Consider the following 23028-nt stretch of genomic DNA (forward strand, 5'->3'; position numbering starts at 1 on the left):
GGCGGATATCGGCGCCCATGTTGATGAAAACCTGCACGAAATTCACACTGTGCAGGCCTATGGTCATGAGGCGCAAAGTCAACAGCAGTTTGCGGCGAAAATAGAGCAAGTGATGGGCGCAGCCAAACAGCGGATCTTTTACCGGGCACTGTTAATTGGTTTAGTGATGCTACTCAGCATCAGTGCTGTGACCTTAGTAGGCTGGGTCGGTGCGCTTGATGTGCTGGCTCAACGTATTAGCGCCGGTGAACTGACGGCGTTTTTATTTTATGCGGTGCTGGTAGCGGGAGCCGTAGCCACCATTAGCGAGGTGATTGGCGAAATTCAGCGGGCGCTGGGTGCGACAGAGCGCTTAATGGAATTGTCCTCCATGCCGCTGGACATTATTGCGCCACAGCCGGCTTTATCCTTAGCTCAGCCGGTCAGTGGTGCCTTACAATTTAATAACGTCAGCTTTTATTATCCCAGCCAGCCCACTCAAGCGGCGTTACAGGCACTTAATGTGTCCATTGCTGCCGGTGAGCGGGTAGCGCTGGTTGGCCCAAGTGGTGCCGGTAAAACCACGATATTTCAACTGTTGCAGCGCTTTTATAATTTGCCAACAGGGCAGATTTTACTGGATGGCGTAGATATCAGTCAGCTTGAGCCTGCGCTGCTGCGGGCGCAATTTGCGCTGGTGCCACAAGAGGCCGTTATTTTTGCCAGCAGTGTGCTGGAAAATGTGCGCTACGGCCGGCCAGAGGCGAGTGAGCAGCAGGTCATCGCCGCCTGTAAAGCGGCAGAAGCAGATGAGTTTATTCAACAGTTAGCCGAGGGCTATCATAGTCAGCTTGGTGAGCGCGGTATCCGTTTATCTGGCGGGCAAAAGCAGCGGCTGGCCATTGCCAGGGCTATTCTGGCCGATCGGCCAATACTATTGCTGGATGAAGCCACCAGTGCCTTAGATGCGGCCAGCGAGCACTATGTTAAACAAGCGCTGCAGCATTTAATGCAGGGCAAAACTACCTTAATCATTGCCCACCGTTTAAGCACCGTCATGCATGCAGACCGGATCCTGGTGCTGGATAAAGGCCAGTTGATTGCCAGTGGTAAACACAGCGAGTTGATGCAAAGCTGCCCACTGTACCGGCAACTGGCCGAGCTGCAATTTTTAACGGCAGAGACACCCCAGTAAAGCCTAGGGTAAATCAAACACTAACGCATCGACTTCTTCGTTGGCGGTCAGCTGTAGCAGCGCCTGCTGGCTCAGCATTACCGCATCACCGGCTTGCAGTGTTACGCCCTCTAGTTGCAGTTGCCCGCTTATCAGATGCAGATACAGGTTTTTACCGGTCAGCGCATAGCTTAAGGGTTGGCCAGCTGCCAGGGCCAGCCGGTACAGCAGGGCTTGCTGCTTAAGTTGCATACTGTGGTCACGGCCATCCGGTGATGCGATTAAGGTTAAACCCTGAGTTTGCGCAAATGCCTGCTGCTGATAGCCAGGCTTACCGCCGAAGCTCTCTGGCTGGATCCAGATCTGTAAAAAGCGGAGTGGCTCACTTGCGCTGGCATTAAATTCTGAGTGATAAATACCGCTACCCGCGCTCATCAGCTGAAACTCGCCGGCAGGCAATACTTTTTGATTGCCGGCAGAGTCCTGATGGACAATTGCGCCTTGCAGTACCAGGGTAATGATTTCCATATCACGGTGGCCATGGGTATCAAAGCCTGCGCCAGCTGCTACCCAGTCATCGTTGATGACCCTTAAGGCCGAAAATCCCATATGTTTAGCATCGTAATAACGGCCAAATGAAAAACTATGGCGGCTTTTTAGCCAGCCAAAATCAGCTTGTCCGCGCGCATCAGCGTTACGAAGGGTTAGCATGGTATCTCCTAAAGTAAAAGCTGAAGCTGCAGGCTTGCCTGCAGCAACATGAGGTTAAGGTGCATAGTGGGGTTAATCAGTTCAGTTTCGCGGCTACCAGCCGGTCTACGGAGGCGTTGCCAGCACCACTGAACAACAGTGAGACACTGGCAGCCAGTAAGGCTAAGCCAAATTCATAACCGTTGTTACTGATAAATAAGCCATAAGGCAAATGTACTGCTATTATTGCCACCAGCATGGCGACGGCCAGTGCCGCTGCTGCCGGGCGGGTGAGCAAGCCGATAATCAGCGCCAGACCGCCAAAAAACTCAGCTGCGCCTGCTAACAATGCCATCAGTAAACCCGGAGATAAACCGATGCTATCCATCCAGCCGGCAGTGCCGCTCAGGCCATAACCACCAAACCAGCCAAAAAGTTTTTGCGCACCATGAGCCGCAAAAATAATACCAACTGGAACCCGTAAAACCAGTGCAGACCAGCCTGCTGTGCTGTGTGTCAGAGTATGTATAAGCTTTTTCATAATGTCACCTTTCAAAATATTTTAAGTAAATTTAAATGTTGGTTGGGGTTTCGACCGCAAACAACCTGTCGATGACGCTAAGATAACGCTATAGATTAAAAGTTAATAGCGGAGCTTTTTGCATCAGCTGTTCAAAAATTTTGAACTTAGTATAGACTTATCGCTTGGGCTGTCAGCGGATGAATGACATAAGGAGAACCTGATGCAGTCGTTACTTAACCTGGAGGCGCTACGAGCCCTCGATGCGATTGAGCGTAAAGGCAGCTTCGCCGCCGCAGCTGATGCCTTGTATAAGGTGCCTTCGGCGTTGAGCTATACCATGGCGCAATTAGAGCAGAGCCTGGGCGTAAGCCTGTTTGACCGCAGCAAACAAAAAGCCCGGCTCACACCGGCTGGTCAGTTGTTATTACAACAAGGGCGAGAGTTATTAAAAGCGGCTGATCAGTTACAAAAGGCAGTGCAACAACTGGATAGCGGCTGGGAGAGCACTCTGACGCTGGCATTGGATAGCGTGGTGCCTGCTGAGCCGGTATTTCAGTTAATCAGCCAGTTTTTGCAGTTGGGTAAACTGACACAGCTGCAACTACGAGAAGAAGTGATGGCGGGAGGATGGGAAGCACTGAATACAGGCCAGGCCGATCTGGCTATTGGCGTGCCCGCCAGTTTACATAAGGGACCTTATCACTTTCAGTTAATGGGTGAAGTTGAATTTGTGTTTGCGGTATCACCACATCACCGGCTGGCCGCGCTGGACAAAGTCATTACGCTGGACGATGTGCAGCAGGAAACCGCGATAGTGGTGGCCGATACCGCTATTGACAGTCAAAAACTGTCCAGCGGTCTGTTTGATAGCCGGCAAAAAGTGATAGTGGCTAATCTGGCACAAAAAATTACCGCACAAAAACAGGGATTGGGGGTAGGGTTTTTACCGCGCCATCTGGTGCAACAGCAATTGGCACGAGGCGAGTTGATTGCTAAACGCCATTTAATTCCGCGCGAGCCAGCTAAATTGTACCTGGCCTGGCATAAGCAGCAGCAAGGTAAGGCGTTACAATGGTTTTGTCAGCAATTGGCCGCCTATCCCTGGCCCGAAATATTTAAGCTTGAATATGAAATTTAATCCTGAAAAATGTTTTTAATCCTGAATAAGGTATTTTACTAATAAAAACGGCCGCAATAGCGGCCGTGGTATTAATGACACTGATTACGCTGTTGTCGGTGTTACTTCAGATCAAAGCGGTCAGCATTCATCACTTTGTTCCAGGCGCTGACAAAGTCGCTGACAAACTTTTGCTGTGCATCGCTGGCGGCATACACCTCTGCTAAAGCGCGTAACTGCGAGTTAGAGCCAAACACTAAATCGACCCGGCTGGCGCTCCACTTAATGTTACCGGTTTTGCGGTCACGACCGGTGAACTGCTTGGCTTCAGCGCTAGTGGGTTGCCACTGGGTATTCATATCCAACAAATTGACAAAGAAATCGTTGGTCAGGCTGCCTGGGGTGTGAGTTAACACGCCCTGTGCACTATGCTGGTAGTTGGCATTGAGTACCCGTAAGCCCCCAATTAGCACGGTCATTTCTGGCGCGGTTAGCGTTAACAGTTGCGCTTTATCCAGCAACAATTCTTCGGCAGATACCGTAAAGCGCTGTTTGCTGAAATTGCGAAAGCCATCAGCCATCGGCTCTAATACTTCAAAAGACTCGGCATCGGTTTGCTCTGCCGTGGCATCGGTGCGCCCGGCAATAAAAGGCACAGTGATGTTTAACCCGGCGTTGCGCGCCGCCTGCTCAATAGCTGCAGCACCGGCCAGTACTATGATATCGGCCAGCGACACCTTTTTATTACCGCTTTGTGCGCTGTTAAAGCTTTGCTGGATGTTGCCAAGCACCGAGAGGACTTTTTGCAGTTGCTCCGGCTGATTAACCTGCCAGTCTTTTTGCGGCGCTAAGCGGATGCGCGCACCATTAGCGCCGCCACGGAAGTCAGAGCCGCGGAAGGTCGATGCTGATGACCAGGCGGTATATACCAGTTCAGATACAGTTAGCCCACTGGCTAAAATGTGCTGTTTTAACTGCGCAATATCGGCATTATCCACGAGATCATAATCAACGGCTGGCAGCGGGTCTTACCAAATCAAATCTTCTGCCGGCACTTCCGGGCCCAGGTAACGGGCTTTAGGGCCCATGTCTCTGTGCGTTAGTTTAAACCAGGCGCGGGCAAAGGCGTCAGCAAACTCGTCAGGGTTCTTGTGAAAATGCTCAGAAATTGTCCGATAAGCCGGATCTTCGCGCATCGACATATCGGCGGTGGTCATCATAATACCCACGCGTTTCGCGGCGTTTTCTGCATCTGGCGCATGATCTTTCTCGGCGAGGTTTTTCGCTGCCCATTGATGCGCGCCGGCCGGGCTTTTCACCAGTTCCCAGTCATAACCGAATAACACATCGAAGTAGCTGTTATCCCATTGCGTCGGAGTTGGCGTCCAGGCACCTTCAATACCACTGGTAATGGTGTCACTGCCCTTGCCAGACTTAAAGCTGTTTTTCCAACCAAAACCCATTTCTTCAATGGGGGCGGCTTCTGGCTCAGGGCCAACATTGGCGGCATCACCGGCCCCATGTGCCTTACCAAAGGTATGGCCACCGGCAGTTAAGGCCACAGTTTCGTAGTCGTTCATCGCCATGCGGGCAAAGGTTTCGCGCACATCACGGCCAGAGCCCAGGGGATCTGGGTTGCCATCCGGACCTTCCGGGTTAACATAGATCAGGCCCATTTGTACTGCCGCTAACGGGTTGGCCAAGTCGCGTTCACCACTGTAACGTTTATTACCCAGCCATTCGGTTTCTGCACCCCAGTAGATATCTTCTTCCGACTCCCAGATATCGACGCGGCCGCCACCAAAACCAAAGGTTTTAAAGCCCATAGATTCCAGCGCCACATTGCCGGCTAAGATAAATAAATCGGCCCAGGACAGTTTGTTACCGTATTTTTGCTTTACCGGCCACAATAAGCGGCGGGCTTTATCCAGGTTGCCGTTATCAGGCCAGCTATTTAACGGAGCAAAACGCTGATTACCGGTGCCTGCACCGCCGCGACCATCTGCCGTGCGATAAGTGCCTGCGGCGTGCCAAGCCATACGGATCATAAAGGGGCCATAATGGCCATAATCGGCTGGCCACCAATCTTGTGAATCGGTCATGATATGGGTGAGATCACGTTTAACTTCGGCCAGATCTAACTGCTTAAAGGCGCTGGCATAGTCGAAGTCTTCTCCCAGAGGGTTGGATTTTTTATCGTTCTGGTGCAGGATTTTCAAGTTAAGCTGATTAGGCCACCAGTCCAGATTTTTGGAACAGCCGCCTGCTTTAGTGTTGGCGCCATGCATAAAGGGACACTTTCCAGCAGCATTATTGTTTTCATTATTCATTATTCATTAGTCACTCCAGTATTAAATGGTCAGAGAAAAATAAGTAGAAAAAATGTAGCTACTTATCGAACTTGCTAATGACTATAGACCTGAAGTATGGCGAAAGAAAGACAGTAAAAGCTATCGTCTTAATCGCTATTTGTGATTAGGATGGATATGTTAATCAATAACTAATTGGTATGGGGCAGCAAGCTTTTTCTGCTAAGCTTGTATTATTAGTCGCTACAAAGTATACATTTACCTCTGGAGAATTGATGAGAGTATCTCAAGCCATGCTGTTTGGGCCCTTACTTTTGCTATCCAGTTTTTGTCTTGTTGCAAGCCAGGCTTCCCCTTTGCGCATGGCGATGGCCGATTATCCACCGTTTTCTTATTATGCCGAAGGCGGCTATCAGGGCGAAGCATATGAAGCTTTTATTGCATTGATGGCAGAGTTAGAGCACCCTTATACTATCAGGTTGGTGCCGAATTTTGGCCGGGCGCTGAATGATTTACAGCAAGATAGCATTGATGGTTTTTTTCTGGCCAGCGAAAGTGCAGAGCGTAATCAGCTGGCGGTATTTTCTGAGCCGGTATTAACCACAGTATGGAGCTGGGTTTGGCTGTGCGATCGCGCTGATCTTGATCCGGCCACCGCGGCATTTAAACAGCAAGCCCGTATCGCGGCGCAAACCAACAGCAATATTTACCGCTGGTTGCAACAGCAGGGCTATCAAACGCTGTCAGGCACACAGGATATTCGCGGCCTTTTTGCGTTGCTCGATCATCATCGGGTGGATGCAGTGATGATGCCCCAGGATACCGCTGAATTATTAATAAGCCAGCAACAACATCAGCAGCCCCGATACCGATTGCTGATGCAACAACAACAGCCATTCGGCATTTATCTTGATAAAAATTTTGTCGCTAAATATCCGGATTTTATGCCAAGGCTGAATCAAGCTATCAAACAATGGCGTGCAGAACATTTAACATACCCAACTAAGCCAGCCCAAACGAAATGTTTGTAAAAATACGCCTGATTAAGGTTATTGCCCGCTGGGGTAATCAATGAATTATCTTGCCCATGCGGCCTTAGCACAGCCTAATCAGCACTCGCTGGTGGGAAATTTATTGGGCGATTTTTGTAAAGGGGTTTGTGTCGATGCCTTGCACCCGGCAATAAAGTCCGGCCTGCACAATCATAGAGCAACAGATCGTTACACCGACACTCACCCGCTGATCGTTAGCCAAAAAGTGCTGTTTAGCCCGCAGCGACGTCGCTTTGCTGCGGTGGCCATGGATGTGTTATTTGATCACTTTTTAATTCATCACTGGCAGCAGTTTTATCCGCAACCTTTTGAGCATTACAAAGCGCAATTGTATGCGGAACTGACTGAGGCGGCACCTTTAATGCCAAATGCAATGCGAAAAACCATGCTGCGCGTCTGCCAGCAAGATTGGTTTACCAGTTATCAGCAGTTACCCATGCTGGGGTTGGCGTTAGACCATATTGCGCAAAGAGTGCGTTTTAGTAATCAATTTAGTGGCATTATCGACGAAATTAGCCCACGTTATGCCCAATTAGAGCAGTGTTTCTTGCAGTTTTACCCACAGCTGCAGCAGCATTTGCAACAGCTGGGGCTGGAAACGGCTTAGCCTGCTGCGCGCAAGTGTGGCCTTAAATAATCGATGTCAGGGCCTTTAGGCACCACCTGGCTGGGGTTAATCATGGTATGGCTAAAATAATAATGGCGCTTGATATGGTAAAAATCTACTGTGTCTGCGACACCCGGCCACTGGTATAGCTCGCGGGTAAAGCCTGCCAGGTTGGGGTAGTCTTCCAGTCGTTGCTTGTTGCACTTAAAGTGGCCGTGATACACCGCATCAAAGCGAATAAGGGTGGTAAATAAGCGCCAGTCTGCTTCAGTCAGGTGTTCACCGGTTAAATACCGTTGTTTCGCCAGCAGGGCTTCTACTTTACTCAGTGCACTAAATAAGTGTTGGTAGGCTTTTTCATAGGCGCTCTGGCTGGTGGCAAAACCACAGAGGTAAACGCCATTATTAATATTGTGGTACACCAATTCGTTAATCTCATCGATGTCTGTTTGTAATGTGCTGGGGTAGTAATCTGCCGTGTTGCCGGTGAGATGGTTAAACGCGGTGTTAAACATGCGGATAATATCGGCCGATTCATTACTGACAATACAGTGTTGCTGCTTATCCCAGAGCAAAGGCACCGTCACGCGACCACTGTAGTCGGCCTGATGTCGGGTATATAGCTGATGTAGGTAGCGAGAATTAAATAAATGATCGCCACTGCTATGATTGTCCTTAGCAAATTCCCAGCCGTTTTCAAGCATATCGGGGCTAACCACGGACACGCTGATGTAGTCGGTAAGCTGTTTTAACTGTAAAAAAATTAAGGTGCGGTGAGCCCAGGGGCAAGCCAGCGATACATATAAATGGTAGCGGCCCGCTTCGGCTTTAAAGCCCGCCTTGCCGCTAGGTCCGGCGGCACCATCTGCCGTGATCCAGTTACGCAGCTGTGCGTTTTCACGCTTAAATTCACCGTCAGTGCTGTCGGTGTCGTACCATTTATCCTGCCAGTTGCCTTTTACTAATAAACCCATTGCAGACTCCTTAAACCGTTATGCCAGTGACGCGCACTGGATTAAGATAGGCTCACTCTAGCTAAATTCAGTCGCTACGGATATCGGATAATACCGGCAGGTTTATTCTATTATTTAGAAGATGCTGCTTTTTCGACACAATAATGCGCTTGCTGTGAGCCTGTGATAGGCTTTAGCCGTGACTATTTTGTTCAGGACGAGTTATGCCAGAGTACGCCATTCAGCCGACGCTAAGATTTTTCAGTGTTTGTGCTATACCCTTATTGTTATCATTCTCGCTGCCGTTAAAAGCGGCGCTAGGTTGGCATGGGCCTGAACCTTTTCGGCTGGCACAATTTGATGAGCGTGAATTTGATTTTAATCTGGAAAGCTTTTTACAGCGTTTGAGTTTTAGCCCCTCACCCCTGCAATCGTTCACCCCCTTATGGCAACAGGATGGCTGGTATGGCAGCGGCGGCAGTACCCGCAGTCGCGAGTTTTATGTGCATTCGATGTTTCAGAAAAAAATAGCCTTTGATATGCCGGGCTTTGCCGGCGTCAGAGTCAGCCGTAATGAAGATCTGGATGGCCGTTATGATCGCCAGCTTATCGGCGCCGGCTATTACAGTGAAAAAACCGATACCGAATACAGCCTGTGGGGCGATGTCACGGGAGCTAAAGATCAGTTGGAATTGCAATTTGAACTAAAACAGTACTTTGCTAATGGCAGCTGGCTGAGCTCAGCGTTGATATTGACCGATGCGTTTTATAACAGCAAAACCTACACCGACAACCGTTATGAAACGGCTCCCGTTACCTGGTATCTGGCCGGTGGCTGGCAATTGGCGCAGCATCAGTTCTATGGTTTTAGCAATATTAATTTTAACACTGAGTTTGTGGTCGCTGAGTCTGAGCAACGTCTGCGTGCTAAGCAATACAGTGCGGGGCTGGGCTGGAACTGGCAGCTTAACAGTGCTTTGCAATTTACCTTGCAAGGCCATGGCCGGTATAGTCAGCGGCTGCAGCAAAATTTACTGCATAACGCTGATGATTCAACGCGGCAACGGCATTATTTTGAACTAACTGCGCAGTGGCAGCACTTTGCCCATGGTGCCACTGGTGCCAATGGTGCCAGTGGGGACAGTCAGGCACAGTTTTGGTATGGCCTGCATGCGCTTAGTTTAAATGAACGCGATAGCCGCTTTGCTATGGGGGCAGAGCACTCTGCCTACCGGCGTGAGCTCTATGCCTTTGCTGGTATGCACTGGCAATTTACTAACCGCTTAAGCTTAGGTCCGGTGCTATACCTTGGCTATGCTAAAGCGCGGCATGAACTACCGGTATTTAGTGACACTGCCCTGAACGATAGCGGCCTATTGGCGAAAATAAGCCCAAATCTGACGCTGTTGTTATCAGAAAAAACCGGTGCCAGACTGGTACTAAACCCCAGTATTAAATTACATCAATTGCAATTTGGCGGCGGTAATGTGCAATTGCACATTCCATTTTGATTGCTGCGAATACTGGCAGAGGCTGGTTAATTCAGGCTTTGCCTTCTGTTATAGTGCTACGCAAGCTAAGCAATCAAGTTAAGGTACCAACTATGCAAATCATCAGGCGATTATTGCCAATAACGTCGCTCCTGGCGGCAGTGTATACGGGCACCCTTACTGCAGCGGTGCCCGTTGCTGCCACAGCACAGGCGCCATCGCCACATCAGGCTTTTTTTAAGCAACTGGCAAGCCATTGTGGTCAGGCATTTGCCGGCAGCCTGACACTGGAGCCACCCGGAGATGACATGCTCACCGGCACTGAGCAATTAATAGTCCATGTGCGCCACTGCACTGCTACGCAATTAAAACTGGCCTTTCATATTGAACTGGAGCAGAGCCAGGACTGGGATAGATCCCGCACCTGGATTTTTACGCTGCATGATGAGCAGTTGGAGCTTAGGCACGATCATCGCAAAGCGGATGGCCTGCCGGATAGCACCACTATGTATGGCGGCTTTTCTGTGGGGCCAGGCACGGCCACCAGCCAGTTATTTCAATCGACAGAGCGGACTGAACAAAGCGGCTATTTTCGTGGCTGGCGGGTAGAAGTTGAACCCGGCGTACGTTACACCTATGGCACAGTGCGCCGCGATAACTGGAGCTGGCGTATTGATTTTGATTTAAGCCAGCCACTGGCAGAACTGCCGCCTGCGGCCTGGGGTCAGCAATAAGGCTGTCACTTTGTCTCAAATGCGTGAGCTATATAGGAAATAAGCAATGACAGTACATCACCTTTATCCGATCGGCACCCAGGGCCAAGCCTGGGGCGTCGATGAAAAAGCGCTCTGGCTCAGTGAGCAGCGTATACAACGGCACTATGCCAAAGAAGTATTACCTGCGCTGCAACAACTGCCGGCAGCGCTTAAATTACAGCAATATGGCGAGCTCGATTACCGCATATTTGGCGCGGGCTGTTATCCGCTGTTTGCCGTGTTAAGCCAGCAGTGGCAAGCAGATCGGCCAACAGTGTTAATCACCGGCGGTGTGCATGGTTATGAAAGCAGTGGTGTGCATGGCGCCTTGCGCTTTATTAGCAGTAAGGCAGCGCAGTATGCCGGGCAGGTCAATGTGCTGGTGGCGCCCTGTATCAGCCCCTGGGGCTATGAAACTATTAACCGCTGGACACCGCTGGCGGTGGATCCTAACCGCGCTTTTGTGGCCAATAGTCCGGCGCAGGAATCGGCATTGCTGATGCAATTTATTGCCAAAGCAGCCCCAGAGGTATTACTGCACATTGATTTACATGAAACCACCGACTCAGATAACAGCGAGTTTCGCCCGGCCAAAGCCGCCCGCGATGGCACGGTAAATACTAACTGGAATATTCCGGATGGTTTTTATCTGGTGGGTGATAGCGCAAACCCGCAGCCGGCTTTTCAGCAGGCGATTATTAAGGCGGTGGCTAAGGTAACACACATCGCGCCTGCTGATGAGCAGGGGCAACTGATCGGTGAAACCTTAGCCCAACCTGGCGTGGTCAATTACCCGAAAAAGGCGCTGGGTTTATGTGGCGGTATGACTAAGGCGCGCTATGTCACTACCACTGAAGTGTACCCAGATAGCCAGCACACCAACGCTGAGCAGTGTATTGAGGCGCAAGTGACGGCGATTTGTGCGGCTGTGGATTTTGTAATAGCCAACGCCTAGCCGTTTGAGTAATTACAAAAGATTACGGTTTTTGACCGATTGTTAGTTAAAATAATGAACTACGAACAGCCGTAATTTATTTTATTTATATATTTCAGTTAGTTAAATTTTGGCCGGTTTTTTGCTTTTCCGATATGGACATCACTTAACAATAAAAGGAGCCTTAACATGAGATTATTTTCCAGCACCCCTATAGCGGCAGCATTGGTAGCAGCTTTACTGACAGTCAGTGCCGTGCCGGCCGTGGCCGGGCCTGCCGATATTAGTAAAGTCGTGGGTAATACTTCGGTTGCCGCCAATAGTCACAGTGGTGATATTTCCAATGTCAATGGCAGCATTCGTCTGCAACAACAGAGCCGGACCGGCAAACTGACTACCGTTAATGGCAGTATCACGCTGGCACAACAGGTCAGTATTGAGCAGGCTGAGACAGTCAACGGCAGTATTCGCGGCGAGTCTCATTTACAGGTCGCGCGTGGGCTGAGTACTGTGAATGGCAGTATTAGCCTGAGTGAGCATAGCGACATCGGTGGCAATATCAGTACCGTTAATGGTGCTATTAACGTCGATAACAGCCAGGTAAAGGGTGCTATCAGTACCTTAAATGGCAATATTAGCCTAACCGGCGACAGCCATATCGGCGGTGATATAGTGTTTAAAGCGAAGCAAAAACGTAAAAGCTGGTTTGGCCGCGATACATCCACGCCGCCAACGCTGACTATCGCTGCCGGAGTTAAGCTGGATGGCAAGATCATTCTGGATCAGGAAGTCACCTTGCAACTGGCTAACCCGGCGTTGCAACAACAAGTTGAGATCCGCTACGGTAAATGATGTTGCCGCCATTGCTCAAAGCCCGCCAGGGTGTGAACCGGTTTATCGGTATACCAAGCAGAGCGCTATAATGTCATTAGTCGCGTATGAAGTACCTGATTGCTTACTGCGCACTTGCGTCGAACAGGCAAAGTAGTGTTAACTGCTTGTGGTGGTATGCAAGGTATTGCTACAAACTGGTTACAGAGGCCGGCTGATGAATACGTGTTTTTTAGGATTAGTACTGATGCTTCAGCTAGTGGCCACGCCAGAGCAGGTGCGTTATACCGGTACTGATCTGGCCGAAGATAAACGTTCCGACTTTCCCTTAGCGCTGTTGCAGGCAGCTTTGCAGGCCAGCGATGGCCAGTACCAGTTGGTTAAATCGGCTGACTCGTTAAAACAAAGCCGAGCCTTAAAGCTGCTGGCAGAAAACCAACATATCGATGTGGTCTGGAGTATGACCTCAGTCGAGCGCGAGCAGGATTTAATGCCTATTCGGGTGCCGATTTTTATGGGGCTCGAAGGCGCCAGGGTTATGCTTATCCATCAGCAGCAACAAAGCCGATTTACAGAGCGCCTGGCGGATGGTTTATTGCGGCGCTTGCTGATTGGGCAGGGGCATGATTGGGTCGATGCTGATATTTTAGAGGAAAACGGTTTTACTGTGATGCGCAGTGCCAGTTATCCGGTGCTGTTTAATGTGCTGGAGCAGCAGCGTATAGATGGGTTTGCCAGAAACGTTATTGAAGTGAGTGCTGAAGCCCGCGACGTTGCAAAGCGCAATATTGTTATTGAAAAAGCTTGGTTACTGTATTATCCGACGGCAAATTATTATTTTGTTAGTAAAGACAATGCTAAGCTAGGCCGGGCCATTGAGCAGGGCTTAATGCGGATGTTACAAAGTGGCGCCATGCAGCAAATGTTGGCAGACTATTACGCTGAAGACTTAGCGGCATTAGCGTTAGAGCAACGTCAGCTGGTTCGCCTGCACAACCGATTGCTTCCCCCCGACACTCCCCTTGGCAACACCCTGCTTTGGCATCCGTTAGTGCGGCAATGGCTTAAACAACCCAGCGCCCAAACGGCAATGGAATAAAAGCGATAGTGCCAAAGCGCTTTAAGCTAAGCCTTATTCAGTACTTAATGACCCTGCCAGCCCAGTGCTTTAATATTTTGCAGCAGCTGCGGCTCAAGGTTATTGATATAAATATCAGCCCCGGTATCATTGAGCATTGGATAAGCAGAGTTGTCGCTGCTATTGTCCAGGTTAGCCATACCAATGTATCCCATTGGCGACGCCGGAAAGTCTGCAATAAGCTGCTGGTATTGCTGGGTAGCGGCGGCGCGCTCGCCACGTTTAGCCAGTTTAAAAGCCAGATTGTATTGGTGGGCAATGGAGACAGGGTCCAGCCGATGTGCCTGTTGTATTGCTAACCAGGCGTCCTGGCTGCGGCCAAGTCGCTCTAAGGTGGCAAAACGCCATAAATGGGCTTGAGCTAAATTAGGGTTTAGGCTGAGGGCTTTGTTTAACGCCTGCAATGCCGTATCGTTATCGTCGTTTAGATAGTACAGCACTAGTCCACGCACGGCATGAGCCTCGGCCAGTTCAGGAGCCAGTACTAAGGCTTTGGCCAGATGTTGTTCGGCCAGTCTGGCGGCGATATCCGCTTTTAGCACGCCAAAGCTGGCTCTGCCTTCAGCCAACAAAATAATAGTGTCGGCCAGGGCAACATAAGCCATGGCATAGTCTGGATCTATGACGATCGCTTGTTCAAATAAGCGGCGTGCTGTCTTAAGGGATTCGGCTGTGTGCAGCCGGTATTGCTCAAGGCCGCGCAGGTATATCAGGTAAGCGTCACTACTGGACGTCGCGCTCTGGTTGCTAAGGCCACCTGGCGGCAGGTAGCGGTTTTGCAACAGATTAACCACAGTTCGCGCTATCTCAGTTTTAATAGCCGATATCTCAGTCAGTTCGCGGGTATAGCTTTCAGACCATAGGGTCCTGCCATTAGCAGCATTTATTAACTCTACTCTTAAGCGCAAGCGGTTGCCGCTACTATATACACTGCCACTGAGTAAGGTTTCTACTTGTAAGCGTTTGGCAATATCTATCGGAAAGACATTCTGCTGTGAAAGCACAAAGCCGGCACTGGCAGAGGCCACTTGCAGGCCGCTAACCTGCCCCAGCATAGTTGCCAATTCTTCAGTAATGCCCAGTGCCAGGTATTGCTGATCGTTGTTGGGGCTTTGATCCAAAAAGGGCAGCACGGCGATTGAACTGGCTTTAACGGTGTTCAGCAGTCCTTCGCTACGTTTAGCAAAGTCGGTGCGGGCATGATTAAAATAGTGCAGAGCCAGCATAAAAGAGCCAATGATTATCACAGCTAAACCTAACCACCATTGCCAACCCAGCTGTTTGGGTTCATCTGCATCATCTACTTGTGTGACTTTAATGCCCTGCGTCGTAATATCAAAATACCAGGACAAATAAAAGACGATGGGGAAACAGGCAAACAAGAAAATAGTCAGGCTGGTGGCGACAAAGGGGCTGAGATTTAACAGCGGAGTGACCACAGAGATAACTTGCAGCAGCAGCCAAATAATACCCAGAAAAGGAATAAAAGTTTGAATGACTTTGCGCCGCCGTAACTCTGATAAAAAACGCATGAGCACTTTCAATGATGTCTCCCTGACTCTGCTAAGGCTAGCCGCTGACATTTTTTATTAAAGCGATACAATTTAGCGGCTTAAAGCTAACTTGCTCAAGCCTAGCAGCGGTTAACCATTTAACCAAGTAAAGAGGCTGAAAGTTTAAGATCTAAATACAGCACTGAGCAACGATCACCTTTAGTTTGGCTGTTGTTAGGGTAGCCGCCGCCGCTTAACATGTTACCTGCGCCGCACAGGGGGCTTGCGTAATGCAGTCAAACTAGTGTTAACTGCTTGTAGTGGCAAACATACTTTGTTACACCCCGGTTACAGAGGCAGGTTAATGAATAGCTGTTTATTAGGATTAGTGCTGCTGGCTCAGCTGCTGGCTGCGCCTGAGCCAGTGCGCTATGCAAGCCAGGGGCTGGTGGAGGATAAGCGCTCAGACTATCCGTTGGCGTTGTTACAGGCGGCACTGGCGGCCAGCGACGGCCACTATCCGTTGGTTGAAACAGCCAGTGCATTAAAACAAAACCGGGCATTAAAGCTACTGGCTGAAAATCAGTATATTGATGTGGTATGGAGCATGACCTCGGTGGAGCGTGAGCAGGATTTGCTGCCAATGCGGGTGCCGATTTTTATGGGGCTGGAAGGCGCCAGAGTCATGCTTATTCACCGTGAGCAACAAGCCCGCTTTAATGAGCGGCTGGCCGATGGTTTATTGCGGCGTATGTTGATTGGCCAGGGCCATGATTGGGTGGATGCCGATATTTTAGAACAAAATGGTTTTAGTGTGATGCGCACTGCCAGCTACCTGGGTTTATTTAACCTGCTGGAGCAAAAGCGCATTGACGGTTTTGCCAGAAACGTCATTGAAATTGGCGAGGAGGCGCGCTTAATGGCGCCACGCGAGCTGGTGATTGAAACGAGCTGGTTGCTATATTACCCCACCGCAAATTATTTTTTTGTCAGTACAGAAAATGTTAAGCTTGCTACAGCCATAGAGCAGGGCCTGCTGCGATTGTTGCACAGTGGCGCTATGCAACAGATGCTGGCCGAGTATTATGCCGATGATCTGGCTAGGCTGGCACTGGCAGAGCGGCAGTTGGTGCGCCTGCATAATCGGCAGTTACCGCCCGGCACACCAATAGCAAACAGCGTGCTCTGGCATCCTCTGGTGCAGACATGGCTGCAGCAGTCTGGCACTGCAGTGGCCACAGACTAACTCAGAACATGCTCAGATATCTGCTGAGACTCTTCCATGCTCTAAACAGGATAAAACTCAATTTATGCAATATGTAACCTTAGGCAGCAGCCGTTTGTCAGTGTCGAGAGTCTGTTTAGGCAGCATGACCTGGGGTTGTCAGAACAATCAGGCGGATGCCGATGAACAGCTGAATTATGCGCTGGCGCAGGGTGTGAATTTTGTTGATACCGCTGAAATGTATGCGATACCGCCCACTGCCGATACTTATGGCGCCACCGAGCGCATTATAGGTGACTGGTTAGCCCGAACTCAGCAGCGAAATAACATAGTACTGGCGACAAAAATGGCCGGTAGCGGCCTGGCGCATGTCCGGCAGGGTGGCGAGATGACGCCGCAAACTTTAATTGAGGCGGTAGACGGCTCCTTACAACGCTTACAAACCGATTATATCGATGTCTATCAACTACACTGGCCGAATCGGGTGTCACCGCATTTCGGCCGGCATAAACCGGGGCGCATCAGCTTTACTGAGGTCGATGCGCAGCAGCAGACGGAGCAAATGCACGGCTTATTGCAAGCGCTACAACACTGCGTACAGGCCGGTAAAATTCGCTACTGTGGCTTGTCGAATGAAACGCCCTGGGGGATCAGCCAGTATTTAAAGCTAAGTGAGCAGCATGGTCTGCCGCGCATGGTGTCAATTCAAAATGAATTCGGCCCCCTGCATACCAAAGACTGGCCCTATCTGATTGAGCAGTGTGTGCATGAAAATATCGCTTATTTGCCCTGGTCACCACTGGCCGGTGGGGCCTTAACCGGCAAATACCTGGGGGGCGCCAGACCTGCTGGCTCACGCTGGAGCATGCTGCAGCGCAATGGGCTGTTCCGTGACACTCCAGAGTCAGAGCCGGCGATAGCTGCCTTTACGGCACTGGCGGCGGCGCATGGTTACAGTGCCGCCGAACTGGCCTTAGCCTGGGTTGATCAGGTCGATGGTGTTAGTGCCACTATTATTGGCGCGACCAGTCTGGCGCAGTTACAGCAAAATATTGCGGCCTTTTCACGGCCGTTAACCACCGCCATACTGGATGATGTCGCACAGTTTTTACAGCAGCATCCGCAGCCTTATTAATGTCTTGCCTTGGCGGTCAGTATTAAAAAGACGTGCTAATTAAATAGCCGGTATAGCCGACAAAGATCGTCAATAATAATGCTGCTTCCAATCGGTTGATACGGCCGGTTTTTTTGATGCCTATGCCCATGACTAACAGCGCCAGCGTCAGGCCAAACATCAGCGTCCAGTCACGGCTTAGCAGCAGCGGGTCTACTGCCATTGGTTGGATTAACGCAGCTATTCCCACTACCGCCAGGGTATTAAACAGGTTTGAACCAATAATGTTACCCAAGGCAATGTCGTGCTCGCCTTTTTTGATGGCCATTAGCGATGACGCCAATTCAGGTAGTGAGGTGCCAATAGCAACTACAGTTAATCCTATCACCAGATCACTGACCCCCAGGCTTTGGGCGATGAATACCGCACCATACACTAGCATCCTGGAGGCAATAATCAGCAACAATAACCCCAGTACCAGCCAGCCAAGGGCTTGTTTTAAGGTCATGCTGTTGTTGCTTAGTGCTAAGCTCATCTCTGCTGCCAGCTTATCTTGCGGGTTACGCCTGCTTTGCCACACTGACCAGGCCATGAGGGTGGCAAACACCGCCAACAAGCACCAGGCGTCAAACCGGCTTAACTGATGATCAAACAGTTGCCAGCCGGCAAACAAGGTAATGGCCAATAAAATGGGTAATTCTTGCTTCAGGACCTGCGAATTAACCTTAATCGGGCTGAGCAGGGCAACCAGACCAATGATCAGCGCTATGTTGGTGATGTTGGAGCCATAGGCATTACCCAGCGCCAGTGCCGGGTTACCGTCGGCGGCGGCCATGGCCGACACCACCATTTCCGGGGCAGAGGTGCCAAAACCCACTACCAGCATCCCAATCAGCAGCGGCGGCATGCCGGCAAAACGGGCGCTAGCCGAGGCGCCATCTACAAAACGATCGGCACTCCATACTAAGAGTATCAAGCCAGATAGCAATGACAGCAGGGCGAGCAACATAACACAATCCTATGTGCTAGAGTGTGCGCTAGCATAACAGTTACCAGGCTGCTTAGACGCTGCATGCATAAAAAATAAACATCAGTTAGGTCGCTTGCTTTTTGGTTAATTTGAATTAAAGTGATATTAAATTGATATCATATTGAGGGAAGGCTATGTTGCAGGAACGAATGATTAACAGCAAAGGCGGCTTTGGCATGGTAGCGGTACTGTTGTTACTGCAGTTATTGATGCTGGCGGCGGTGGCGATTATACCGGGCTTTCTTAAAGCACTTTTTTTAATCGCGGCTGTGGTGGTTTTTGTCTGCTGGTTTGGGTTTTATATGGTGCAGCCGAACCAGTCGGCCGTGCTGCAGTTATTTGGCCGTTATGTCGGCACCGACTTAAACAATGGCCTGCGCTGGTCTAACCCGTTATACAGCAAGCAGAAAGTGTCATTGCGGGTGCGGAACTTTGAAAGCAGTAAAATGAAGGTTAATGACAGTGCCGGCAATCCGGTCGAAATTGCGGCTGTGGTGGTGTGGAAGGTGGTCGACAGTGCTGAAGCAGTGTTTGAAGTGGATAACTACGAGAACTTTGTCAGTATTCAAAGTGAATCGGCGATCCGGCATTTAGCCTCCAGCTACGCTTATGATGCCGGCAACGACGAGGCCATTAGTCTGCGCAGCAGCACCGATGAAGTCACCGAGCTGTTAAAAAGTGAAATTCAGGCACGGTTAAATAAAGCCGGGGTGCAGGTATTAGAAGCGCGCATCAGCCATCTGGCCTATGCCCCGGAAATCGCCAGTGCCATGCTGCAACGCCAGCAAGCCGCGGCCATAGTGGCTGCCCGCAAGCAAATTGTGGAAGGGGCGGTGGGCATGGTGGAATCGGCGCTGGAAAGTTTATCCGAGCGCAACATTGTTGAGCTGGACGACGAGCGCAAAGCGGCCATGGTGGGGAACTTGCTGGTGGTATTGTGCGGTGATCATCATGTGCAGCCGGTACTCAATGCCGGCAGCCTGTATTAGTAGAGGCGTCTGTGGCAAAAAAAGCCTTTGCCTTACGGCTGGACGACAAAATGCTCAGCGCCCTGCAGCGCTGGGCAGATGATGAATTCAGAAGTGTAAACGGCCAGATAGAATACCTGCTGCATGAGGCGCTGCGCAAAGCCGGGCGTTTAAACGTTAAACAGCAAGACGTTAATCAGCAAGACCTTAATGAGCAACACAGGGATGGCACCGCAACGCCGGCAACTATGGCAGTAACCCCCGAAACCAAAGGCAGTTAGCGCACTTGGGCAACACGCAGTGCTATGGAATATAATGCATTCGTCGACTATGCTTTTTATATTCGATACCGCTAAAGTCCTGCATAAATTTGAAACATTTTGTTAGCGAGTTACAACGCCGCTCGGTTTTTAAATCGATACTGGTTTATCTGGGTCTAAGCTGGTTACTACTGCAAGTTATTGCTGTACTTAGCAATACCCTAAGCCTGCACCCCTTGCTGGGCTCTGGGCTGTTGGTGTTGATGCTCTGTGGCCTGCCTATCGTCATTTATCTTGCCTGGTATTTCGAGTTTAGCCTCAGTGGTGTTAAGGCTACCGCCAGCCTGAACGAGCAAGAAACGTCCACTGTGACACCCGGCATTAAGCAATGGGCTGGCCTAGCCTTAGTGCTGCTGTTATCTGGCTATCTGGGTGTTGCCTATTACGGTTCGATTAAGCAACAGTGGCTGGCGACACAGCAGGCCGAAGCCGAAGCGCTCATAGCCAGAAGCATTGCCAGCAGCATCGCCGTTTTGCCCTTTACAGATATCAGCCCGGCGCAAAATCAGAGCTATTTAGCACTGGGCTTAGCAGAAGAAATCACCAGCTTACTTGGCAGTGCCGGCAATTTTAAAGTGTCGGCGTCACGCTCCAGCCAGTTTTTAAGCGAGCAGGGCTTATCCGCACAGCAAATCGGCCAACGGTTACAGGTGGCAACGGTACTAACCGGTAGTGTGCAGGCCAGTGAAAACCGGCTTAATGTGCGGGTGGAATTAGTGGATGTAAACAGCGGCAGTACTTTGTGGAGTAATAATTATGCCCGCAATGTAACGGATGCATTTGATATAGAACAGGATATTGGCCGTTCTGTGGTTAACCTGTTACAAGATAAATACGCTGAAGGCGGTAGTCTGCTCACGCTGGACAGTACCCGCAACGCCGATGCCTATGTGCTGTACTTAAAAGGCCGCGAGCAATACCGCAAACAAACCACCGAAGCGATGCAACAAGCCCGTCTGCTATTTGAGCAAGCGCTGGCGTTAGATCCTGAATATGCCAGAGGCTATGTTGGGCTGGCTGACACCCTGGTATTGTTGGCAGAAACGCCGGGCGGTTTTGGTGTTATTAAAACGGATATAGCGACCAGCTTAGCGCAGCAAAATATTGATAATGCCATGTCGCGCCAACCGGAAAATGCTGAGGCTCACGCGGTTAAAGGCGTGATTGCTTTCGTATTGAATGAATTTGAACAGGCCATTAATCACTATGATAACGCTATAGAGCTTAATCCCAGTCTCGCCATTGCTTATATGTGGAAATTTCTGGCGTTAAATTCATTGCAGCGCTTTGATGAGTCGTTGTTAGCGCTACAGAAAGCACACGAGCTGGACCCGTTATTTCTGACTAGCAGTTATAACTTAGGAATGACCCTAACCAAATTTGGCCGCTTTAACGAAGCTGAAGCGATATTTCAGCAAATAAAAATAGATTATCCTGAGTCGACTTTTTCATATCAGGGTTTGGCGGATCTTTATTTTAGCCAAGGAAATCTTGTTGGCACCATCCGTGAGGCTAAGTTAGCGAGCCAAGTATCACCAGACGATCAAAGGCTGGCCCTCAAACTGATTGGCCAGTTATTGAATCTCGGTTTAGCCAGCATTGTGAAACAGTTGGAAAAGGACCCGAATTTGAAAAGTACGGTTGCGTTGTATCAGCCGACATTCTTCGTCCAGGAGCAAAACTTTGTGGCACTATTTGACCATTTAGCATTTAGTGTAGCAGCGAGTCCAGACGATTACTGGGTGCAATTTGAGGCTGGCTGGTATTACTCAATGTTTGGTGATAAACCGCAAGCGGTGACTCTTTTTATTGAGAATTCAAATCACTTAAATACTTCTGATTTATTTGCTATGCCGCACTGTTCGCCAGCGATTGAAATCGCCTGGGCGCAATTACAGCTTGGCCATCAGGAGATTGCGCATAGTTTGATTAATCAGTGCAAAGCTTTACAGGGGGACTTGGCTTCTAAGGTAACTTATTTTGAGCTTTACTATTTGGCTGCACGTATCAACGCGTTACAAGGCCAGCCAATAGATGCAGTTAAGGCATTAAAAAAGGCGATTGATAGCGGATGGCGCGAATATTGGACTAAACATGATCCGTTACTGGCAAGCCTGATAGATAATACGGAATTTCAACAGTTACTGCAGTTTCTGGACGAGGATTTGGCCCGGCAAAAAGCAGAAGTACTAACGCTGTTTGCCGAAGAGTTTCCGAATAAATAAAAGCACTAAATAAAAAGAGGCAGTAGCCTCTTTCTATTTCTACCGTTACCTACAGCATGAATTATGGAGTTTCGCAGGGTGTTAGTTTGCTACTACTCGCTGCCGTCTTATTACCAATGCGACTAAACCGAATAACAGTAGTGCAATAGAGGCGGGTGCGTTAACAGGGGTAATATCCGGACCTGTAGTTGCGGGCAAAATACGTAATATCTCCTGATCTGAATAGAACATGGTGCGGGCATCAACCACTAAATCAGTACTCCGGCTAACACTGTCATAGCCACAGACATCAATGAACTCTTGACTGTCATCATCTTCCGGGTCAAAACTCGGGTTTTCTTTAGTAATACATCTTTCCCGAAATTCTACTAAGTTACCTGGCTCACTACTGGTCCAAAAAAACTTGCCCATGCTTGCAGACAAGCCGACACTCACCGATACTAAATAATCACCCGGTGCCAAGATAGAAAGTGGCGGAGTATTTAAGGTCACCCAACCTTTATTAATGATGCCATCTGGGGTGAGCACATCTCCTGTAGTATTAATTTCACCGGCGAGTGACAAGCCATTAATTAACCAATTTACGTCGTAAAGCACATTGGGCGTGTCAAAATACAGGCTGAAAAAACCAAACATCGAAAGCGCATCACCCTGAGCAAATTCCCAAACACAGGGTTCGCCGTATACTGCTAATTCTAACGCCGCCACCTCAGCATCAAATTGCGCTTCGGTAATCCGGTCATAACTTAATTCGGTTCGCCAATAATCAATGTCTTGTTCTAAATCATCTACATGGCTTTGATCGTAGCCTTTAATACAGTCATTAGGTACTGCGCCTAAGCCTCTGCCTCCCCCTCCTATAATCCGCAAAATACTGTTGTCTGCTTTCGGGCTGCCAAAAAAGTCCACGTCAAAAGCAGACTCTATAATACCGGCCTCGTTTAGATATTGGTTATCAACATAATAAAAAGCCTCTGAGAAATTAAGGCTTAAATCGCCTCTGCCACTAGTTCTGGTAAGCGCCGCTTCGGCAAATTGGGCAAACAAAAACAAGACTAATAAAGGCAGGGTAAGCAGTTTTAGTGTGGTGGACATAGTTAT

Annotated in this window: 20 protein-coding genes and 1 pseudogene; 14 read left to right on the forward strand and 7 right to left on the reverse strand. The window is 49.6% G+C overall.

Annotated elements, in window-relative coordinates:
* Window positions 1-1174, forward strand: a 1174-nt coding sequence (locus V7D78_RS02140; protein WP_333606779.1) for an ATP-binding cassette domain-containing protein, incomplete at its 5' end; no start/stop codon positions are given.
* Between the two features lie 3 nt (window positions 1175-1177).
* On the opposite strand, the gene V7D78_RS02145 is transcribed toward V7D78_RS02140, so the two are convergent.
* Together V7D78_RS02145 and V7D78_RS02150 are read right to left on the reverse strand one after the other, a co-directional pair.
* On the reverse strand, window positions 1178-1864 hold the full coding sequence (locus V7D78_RS02145; protein WP_333606780.1) for a pirin family protein: 687 nt from the start codon (window positions 1862-1864) through the stop codon (window positions 1178-1180).
* A 76-nt stretch (window positions 1865-1940) separates the two neighbouring features.
* Window positions 1941-2384, reverse strand: coding sequence for a DoxX family protein (locus V7D78_RS02150; protein WP_333606781.1), 444 nt, complete (start codon window positions 2382-2384; stop codon window positions 1941-1943).
* 202 nt (window positions 2385-2586) lie between these two features.
* Here V7D78_RS02150 and V7D78_RS02155 point away from each other — a divergent pair, with 202 nt between their 5' ends.
* Window positions 2587-3504, forward strand: coding sequence for a LysR family transcriptional regulator (locus V7D78_RS02155; RefSeq protein ID WP_333606782.1), 918 nt, complete (start codon window positions 2587-2589; stop codon window positions 3502-3504).
* 101 nt (window positions 3505-3605) lie between these two features.
* Here V7D78_RS02155 and katG read toward each other — a convergent pair.
* Window positions 3606-5813 (reverse strand): annotated as a pseudogene (katG, locus tag V7D78_RS02160) (catalase/peroxidase HPI).
* A 254-nt stretch (window positions 5814-6067) separates the two neighbouring features.
* Here katG and V7D78_RS02165 point away from each other — a divergent pair.
* Window positions 6068-6823 (forward strand): substrate-binding periplasmic protein, encoded by a 756-nt coding sequence (locus V7D78_RS02165; RefSeq protein ID WP_333606783.1) that lies wholly within the window; start codon window positions 6068-6070, stop codon window positions 6821-6823.
* Between the two features lie 40 nt (window positions 6824-6863).
* A complete protein-coding gene (locus V7D78_RS02170) occupies window positions 6864-7451 on the forward strand; it encodes an acyl carrier protein phosphodiesterase (RefSeq protein WP_333606784.1) in 588 nt (195 codons plus the stop codon).
* On the opposite strand, the gene V7D78_RS02175 is transcribed toward V7D78_RS02170, so the two are convergent.
* The gene (locus V7D78_RS02175) at window positions 7448-8425 is read right to left on the reverse strand and encodes a glutathione S-transferase family protein (RefSeq protein WP_333606785.1); all 978 of its coding nucleotides are present in this window, start codon (window positions 8423-8425) and stop codon (window positions 7448-7450) included. The genes V7D78_RS02170 and V7D78_RS02175 overlap by 4 nt on opposite strands.
* Before the next feature lie 203 nt (window positions 8426-8628).
* Between V7D78_RS02175 and V7D78_RS02180 the strand changes: the two genes are divergently transcribed.
* From V7D78_RS02180 to V7D78_RS02200, 5 genes are all read left to right on the forward strand, one after another.
* Window positions 8629-9915, forward strand: a complete 1287-nt coding sequence (locus V7D78_RS02180) for a hypothetical protein (protein WP_333606786.1) — start codon at window positions 8629-8631, stop codon at window positions 9913-9915.
* A 92-nt stretch (window positions 9916-10007) separates the two neighbouring features.
* Window positions 10008-10628: a hypothetical protein gene (locus V7D78_RS02185; RefSeq protein WP_333606787.1), complete on the forward strand. Its 621-nt coding sequence runs from the start codon at window positions 10008-10010 to the stop codon at window positions 10626-10628.
* 46 nt (window positions 10629-10674) lie between these two features.
* Window positions 10675-11604, forward strand: a complete 930-nt coding sequence (locus tag V7D78_RS02190) for a M14 family metallopeptidase (RefSeq protein WP_333606788.1) — start codon at window positions 10675-10677, stop codon at window positions 11602-11604.
* Window positions 11605-11772: 168 nt separating this feature from the next.
* Window positions 11773-12435: a hypothetical protein gene (locus V7D78_RS02195; protein WP_333606789.1), complete on the forward strand. Its 663-nt coding sequence runs from the start codon at window positions 11773-11775 to the stop codon at window positions 12433-12435.
* Between the two features lie 226 nt (window positions 12436-12661).
* Window positions 12662-13513: a hypothetical protein gene (locus tag V7D78_RS02200; protein ID WP_333606790.1), complete on the forward strand. Its 852-nt coding sequence runs from the start codon at window positions 12662-12664 to the stop codon at window positions 13511-13513.
* 44 nt (window positions 13514-13557) lie between these two features.
* Here the strand turns inward: V7D78_RS02200 and V7D78_RS02205 are convergent, their stop codons facing one another.
* Window positions 13558-15096, reverse strand: a complete 1539-nt coding sequence (locus V7D78_RS02205; RefSeq protein ID WP_333606791.1) for a hypothetical protein — start codon at window positions 15094-15096, stop codon at window positions 13558-13560.
* Window positions 15097-15409: 313 nt separating this feature from the next.
* Here V7D78_RS02205 and V7D78_RS02210 point away from each other — a divergent pair, with 313 nt between their 5' ends.
* Together V7D78_RS02210 and V7D78_RS02215 are read left to right on the forward strand one after the other, a co-directional pair.
* Window positions 15410-16291, forward strand: coding sequence for a hypothetical protein (locus tag V7D78_RS02210; RefSeq protein WP_333606792.1), 882 nt, complete (start codon window positions 15410-15412; stop codon window positions 16289-16291).
* 64 nt (window positions 16292-16355) lie between these two features.
* Window positions 16356-17405 carry an aldo/keto reductase gene (locus V7D78_RS02215; RefSeq protein WP_333606793.1) on the forward strand — a complete coding sequence of 350 codons (1050 nt, stop codon included), beginning with the start codon at window positions 16356-16358 and terminating at the stop codon, window positions 17403-17405.
* A gap of 22 nt (window positions 17406-17427) precedes the next feature.
* Here the strand turns inward: V7D78_RS02215 and V7D78_RS02220 are convergent, their stop codons facing one another.
* Entirely contained in the window at window positions 17428-18393 is a 966-nt protein-coding gene (locus tag V7D78_RS02220; RefSeq protein ID WP_333606794.1) for a calcium/sodium antiporter, read from the reverse strand.
* Window positions 18394-18548: 155 nt separating this feature from the next.
* On the opposite strand from V7D78_RS02220, the gene V7D78_RS02225 reads away from it, so the two are divergent.
* The 3 genes from V7D78_RS02225 to V7D78_RS02235 all read left to right on the forward strand — a co-directional run bounded on the left by V7D78_RS02225 (window position 18549) and on the right by V7D78_RS02235 (window position 21927).
* The gene (locus V7D78_RS02225; RefSeq protein WP_333606795.1) at window positions 18549-19403 is read left to right on the forward strand and encodes an SPFH domain-containing protein; all 855 of its coding nucleotides are present in this window, start codon (window positions 18549-18551) and stop codon (window positions 19401-19403) included.
* An 11-nt stretch (window positions 19404-19414) separates the two neighbouring features.
* The gene (locus tag V7D78_RS02230; RefSeq protein WP_333606796.1) at window positions 19415-19663 is read left to right on the forward strand and encodes an Arc family DNA-binding protein; all 249 of its coding nucleotides are present in this window, start codon (window positions 19415-19417) and stop codon (window positions 19661-19663) included.
* A gap of 89 nt (window positions 19664-19752) precedes the next feature.
* Window positions 19753-21927: a tetratricopeptide repeat protein gene (locus tag V7D78_RS02235; protein WP_333606797.1), complete on the forward strand. Its 2175-nt coding sequence runs from the start codon at window positions 19753-19755 to the stop codon at window positions 21925-21927.
* Between the two features lie 81 nt (window positions 21928-22008).
* On the opposite strand, the gene V7D78_RS02240 is transcribed toward V7D78_RS02235, so the two are convergent.
* Complete coding sequence (locus V7D78_RS02240) at window positions 22009-23022, reverse strand: hypothetical protein (protein ID WP_333606798.1); 1014 nt, start codon at window positions 23020-23022, stop codon at window positions 22009-22011.
* Window positions 23023-23028 lie beyond the last annotated feature (6 nt).

It is taken from the genome of Arsukibacterium sp., assembly GCF_036735525.1.
In the GTDB taxonomy this organism is placed as follows: Bacteria; Pseudomonadota; Gammaproteobacteria; order Enterobacterales; family Alteromonadaceae; genus Alishewanella.

Bases quoted from the DNA above. Each gene is read 5' to 3' on its own strand.
- V7D78_RS02145 (WP_333606780.1), bottom strand. From the start codon at position 1,864: ATGCTAACCCTTCGTAACGCTGATGCGCGCGGACAAGCTGATTTTGGC.
- V7D78_RS02150 (WP_333606781.1), bottom strand. From the start codon at position 2,384: ATGAAAAAGCTTATACATACTCTGACACACAGCACAGCAGGCTGGTCT.
- V7D78_RS02155 (WP_333606782.1), top strand. From the start codon at position 2,587: ATGCAGTCGTTACTTAACCTGGAGGCGCTACGAGCCCTCGATGCGATT.
- V7D78_RS02165 (WP_333606783.1), top strand. From the start codon at position 6,068: ATGAGAGTATCTCAAGCCATGCTGTTTGGGCCCTTACTTTTGCTATCC.
- V7D78_RS02170 (WP_333606784.1), top strand. From the start codon at position 6,864: ATGAATTATCTTGCCCATGCGGCCTTAGCACAGCCTAATCAGCACTCG.
- V7D78_RS02175 (WP_333606785.1), bottom strand. From the start codon at position 8,425: ATGGGTTTATTAGTAAAAGGCAACTGGCAGGATAAATGGTACGACACC.
- V7D78_RS02180 (WP_333606786.1), top strand. From the start codon at position 8,629: ATGCCAGAGTACGCCATTCAGCCGACGCTAAGATTTTTCAGTGTTTGT.
- V7D78_RS02185 (WP_333606787.1), top strand. From the start codon at position 10,008: ATGCAAATCATCAGGCGATTATTGCCAATAACGTCGCTCCTGGCGGCA.
- V7D78_RS02190 (WP_333606788.1), top strand. From the start codon at position 10,675: ATGACAGTACATCACCTTTATCCGATCGGCACCCAGGGCCAAGCCTGG.
- V7D78_RS02195 (WP_333606789.1), top strand. From the start codon at position 11,773: ATGAGATTATTTTCCAGCACCCCTATAGCGGCAGCATTGGTAGCAGCT.
- V7D78_RS02200 (WP_333606790.1), top strand. From the start codon at position 12,662: ATGCTTCAGCTAGTGGCCACGCCAGAGCAGGTGCGTTATACCGGTACT.
- V7D78_RS02210 (WP_333606792.1), top strand. From the start codon at position 15,410: ATGAATAGCTGTTTATTAGGATTAGTGCTGCTGGCTCAGCTGCTGGCT.
- V7D78_RS02215 (WP_333606793.1), top strand. From the start codon at position 16,356: ATGCAATATGTAACCTTAGGCAGCAGCCGTTTGTCAGTGTCGAGAGTC.
- V7D78_RS02220 (WP_333606794.1), bottom strand. From the start codon at position 18,393: ATGTTGCTCGCCCTGCTGTCATTGCTATCTGGCTTGATACTCTTAGTA.
- V7D78_RS02225 (WP_333606795.1), top strand. From the start codon at position 18,549: ATGTTGCAGGAACGAATGATTAACAGCAAAGGCGGCTTTGGCATGGTA.
- V7D78_RS02240 (WP_333606798.1), bottom strand. From the start codon at position 23,022: ATGTCCACCACACTAAAACTGCTTACCCTGCCTTTATTAGTCTTGTTT.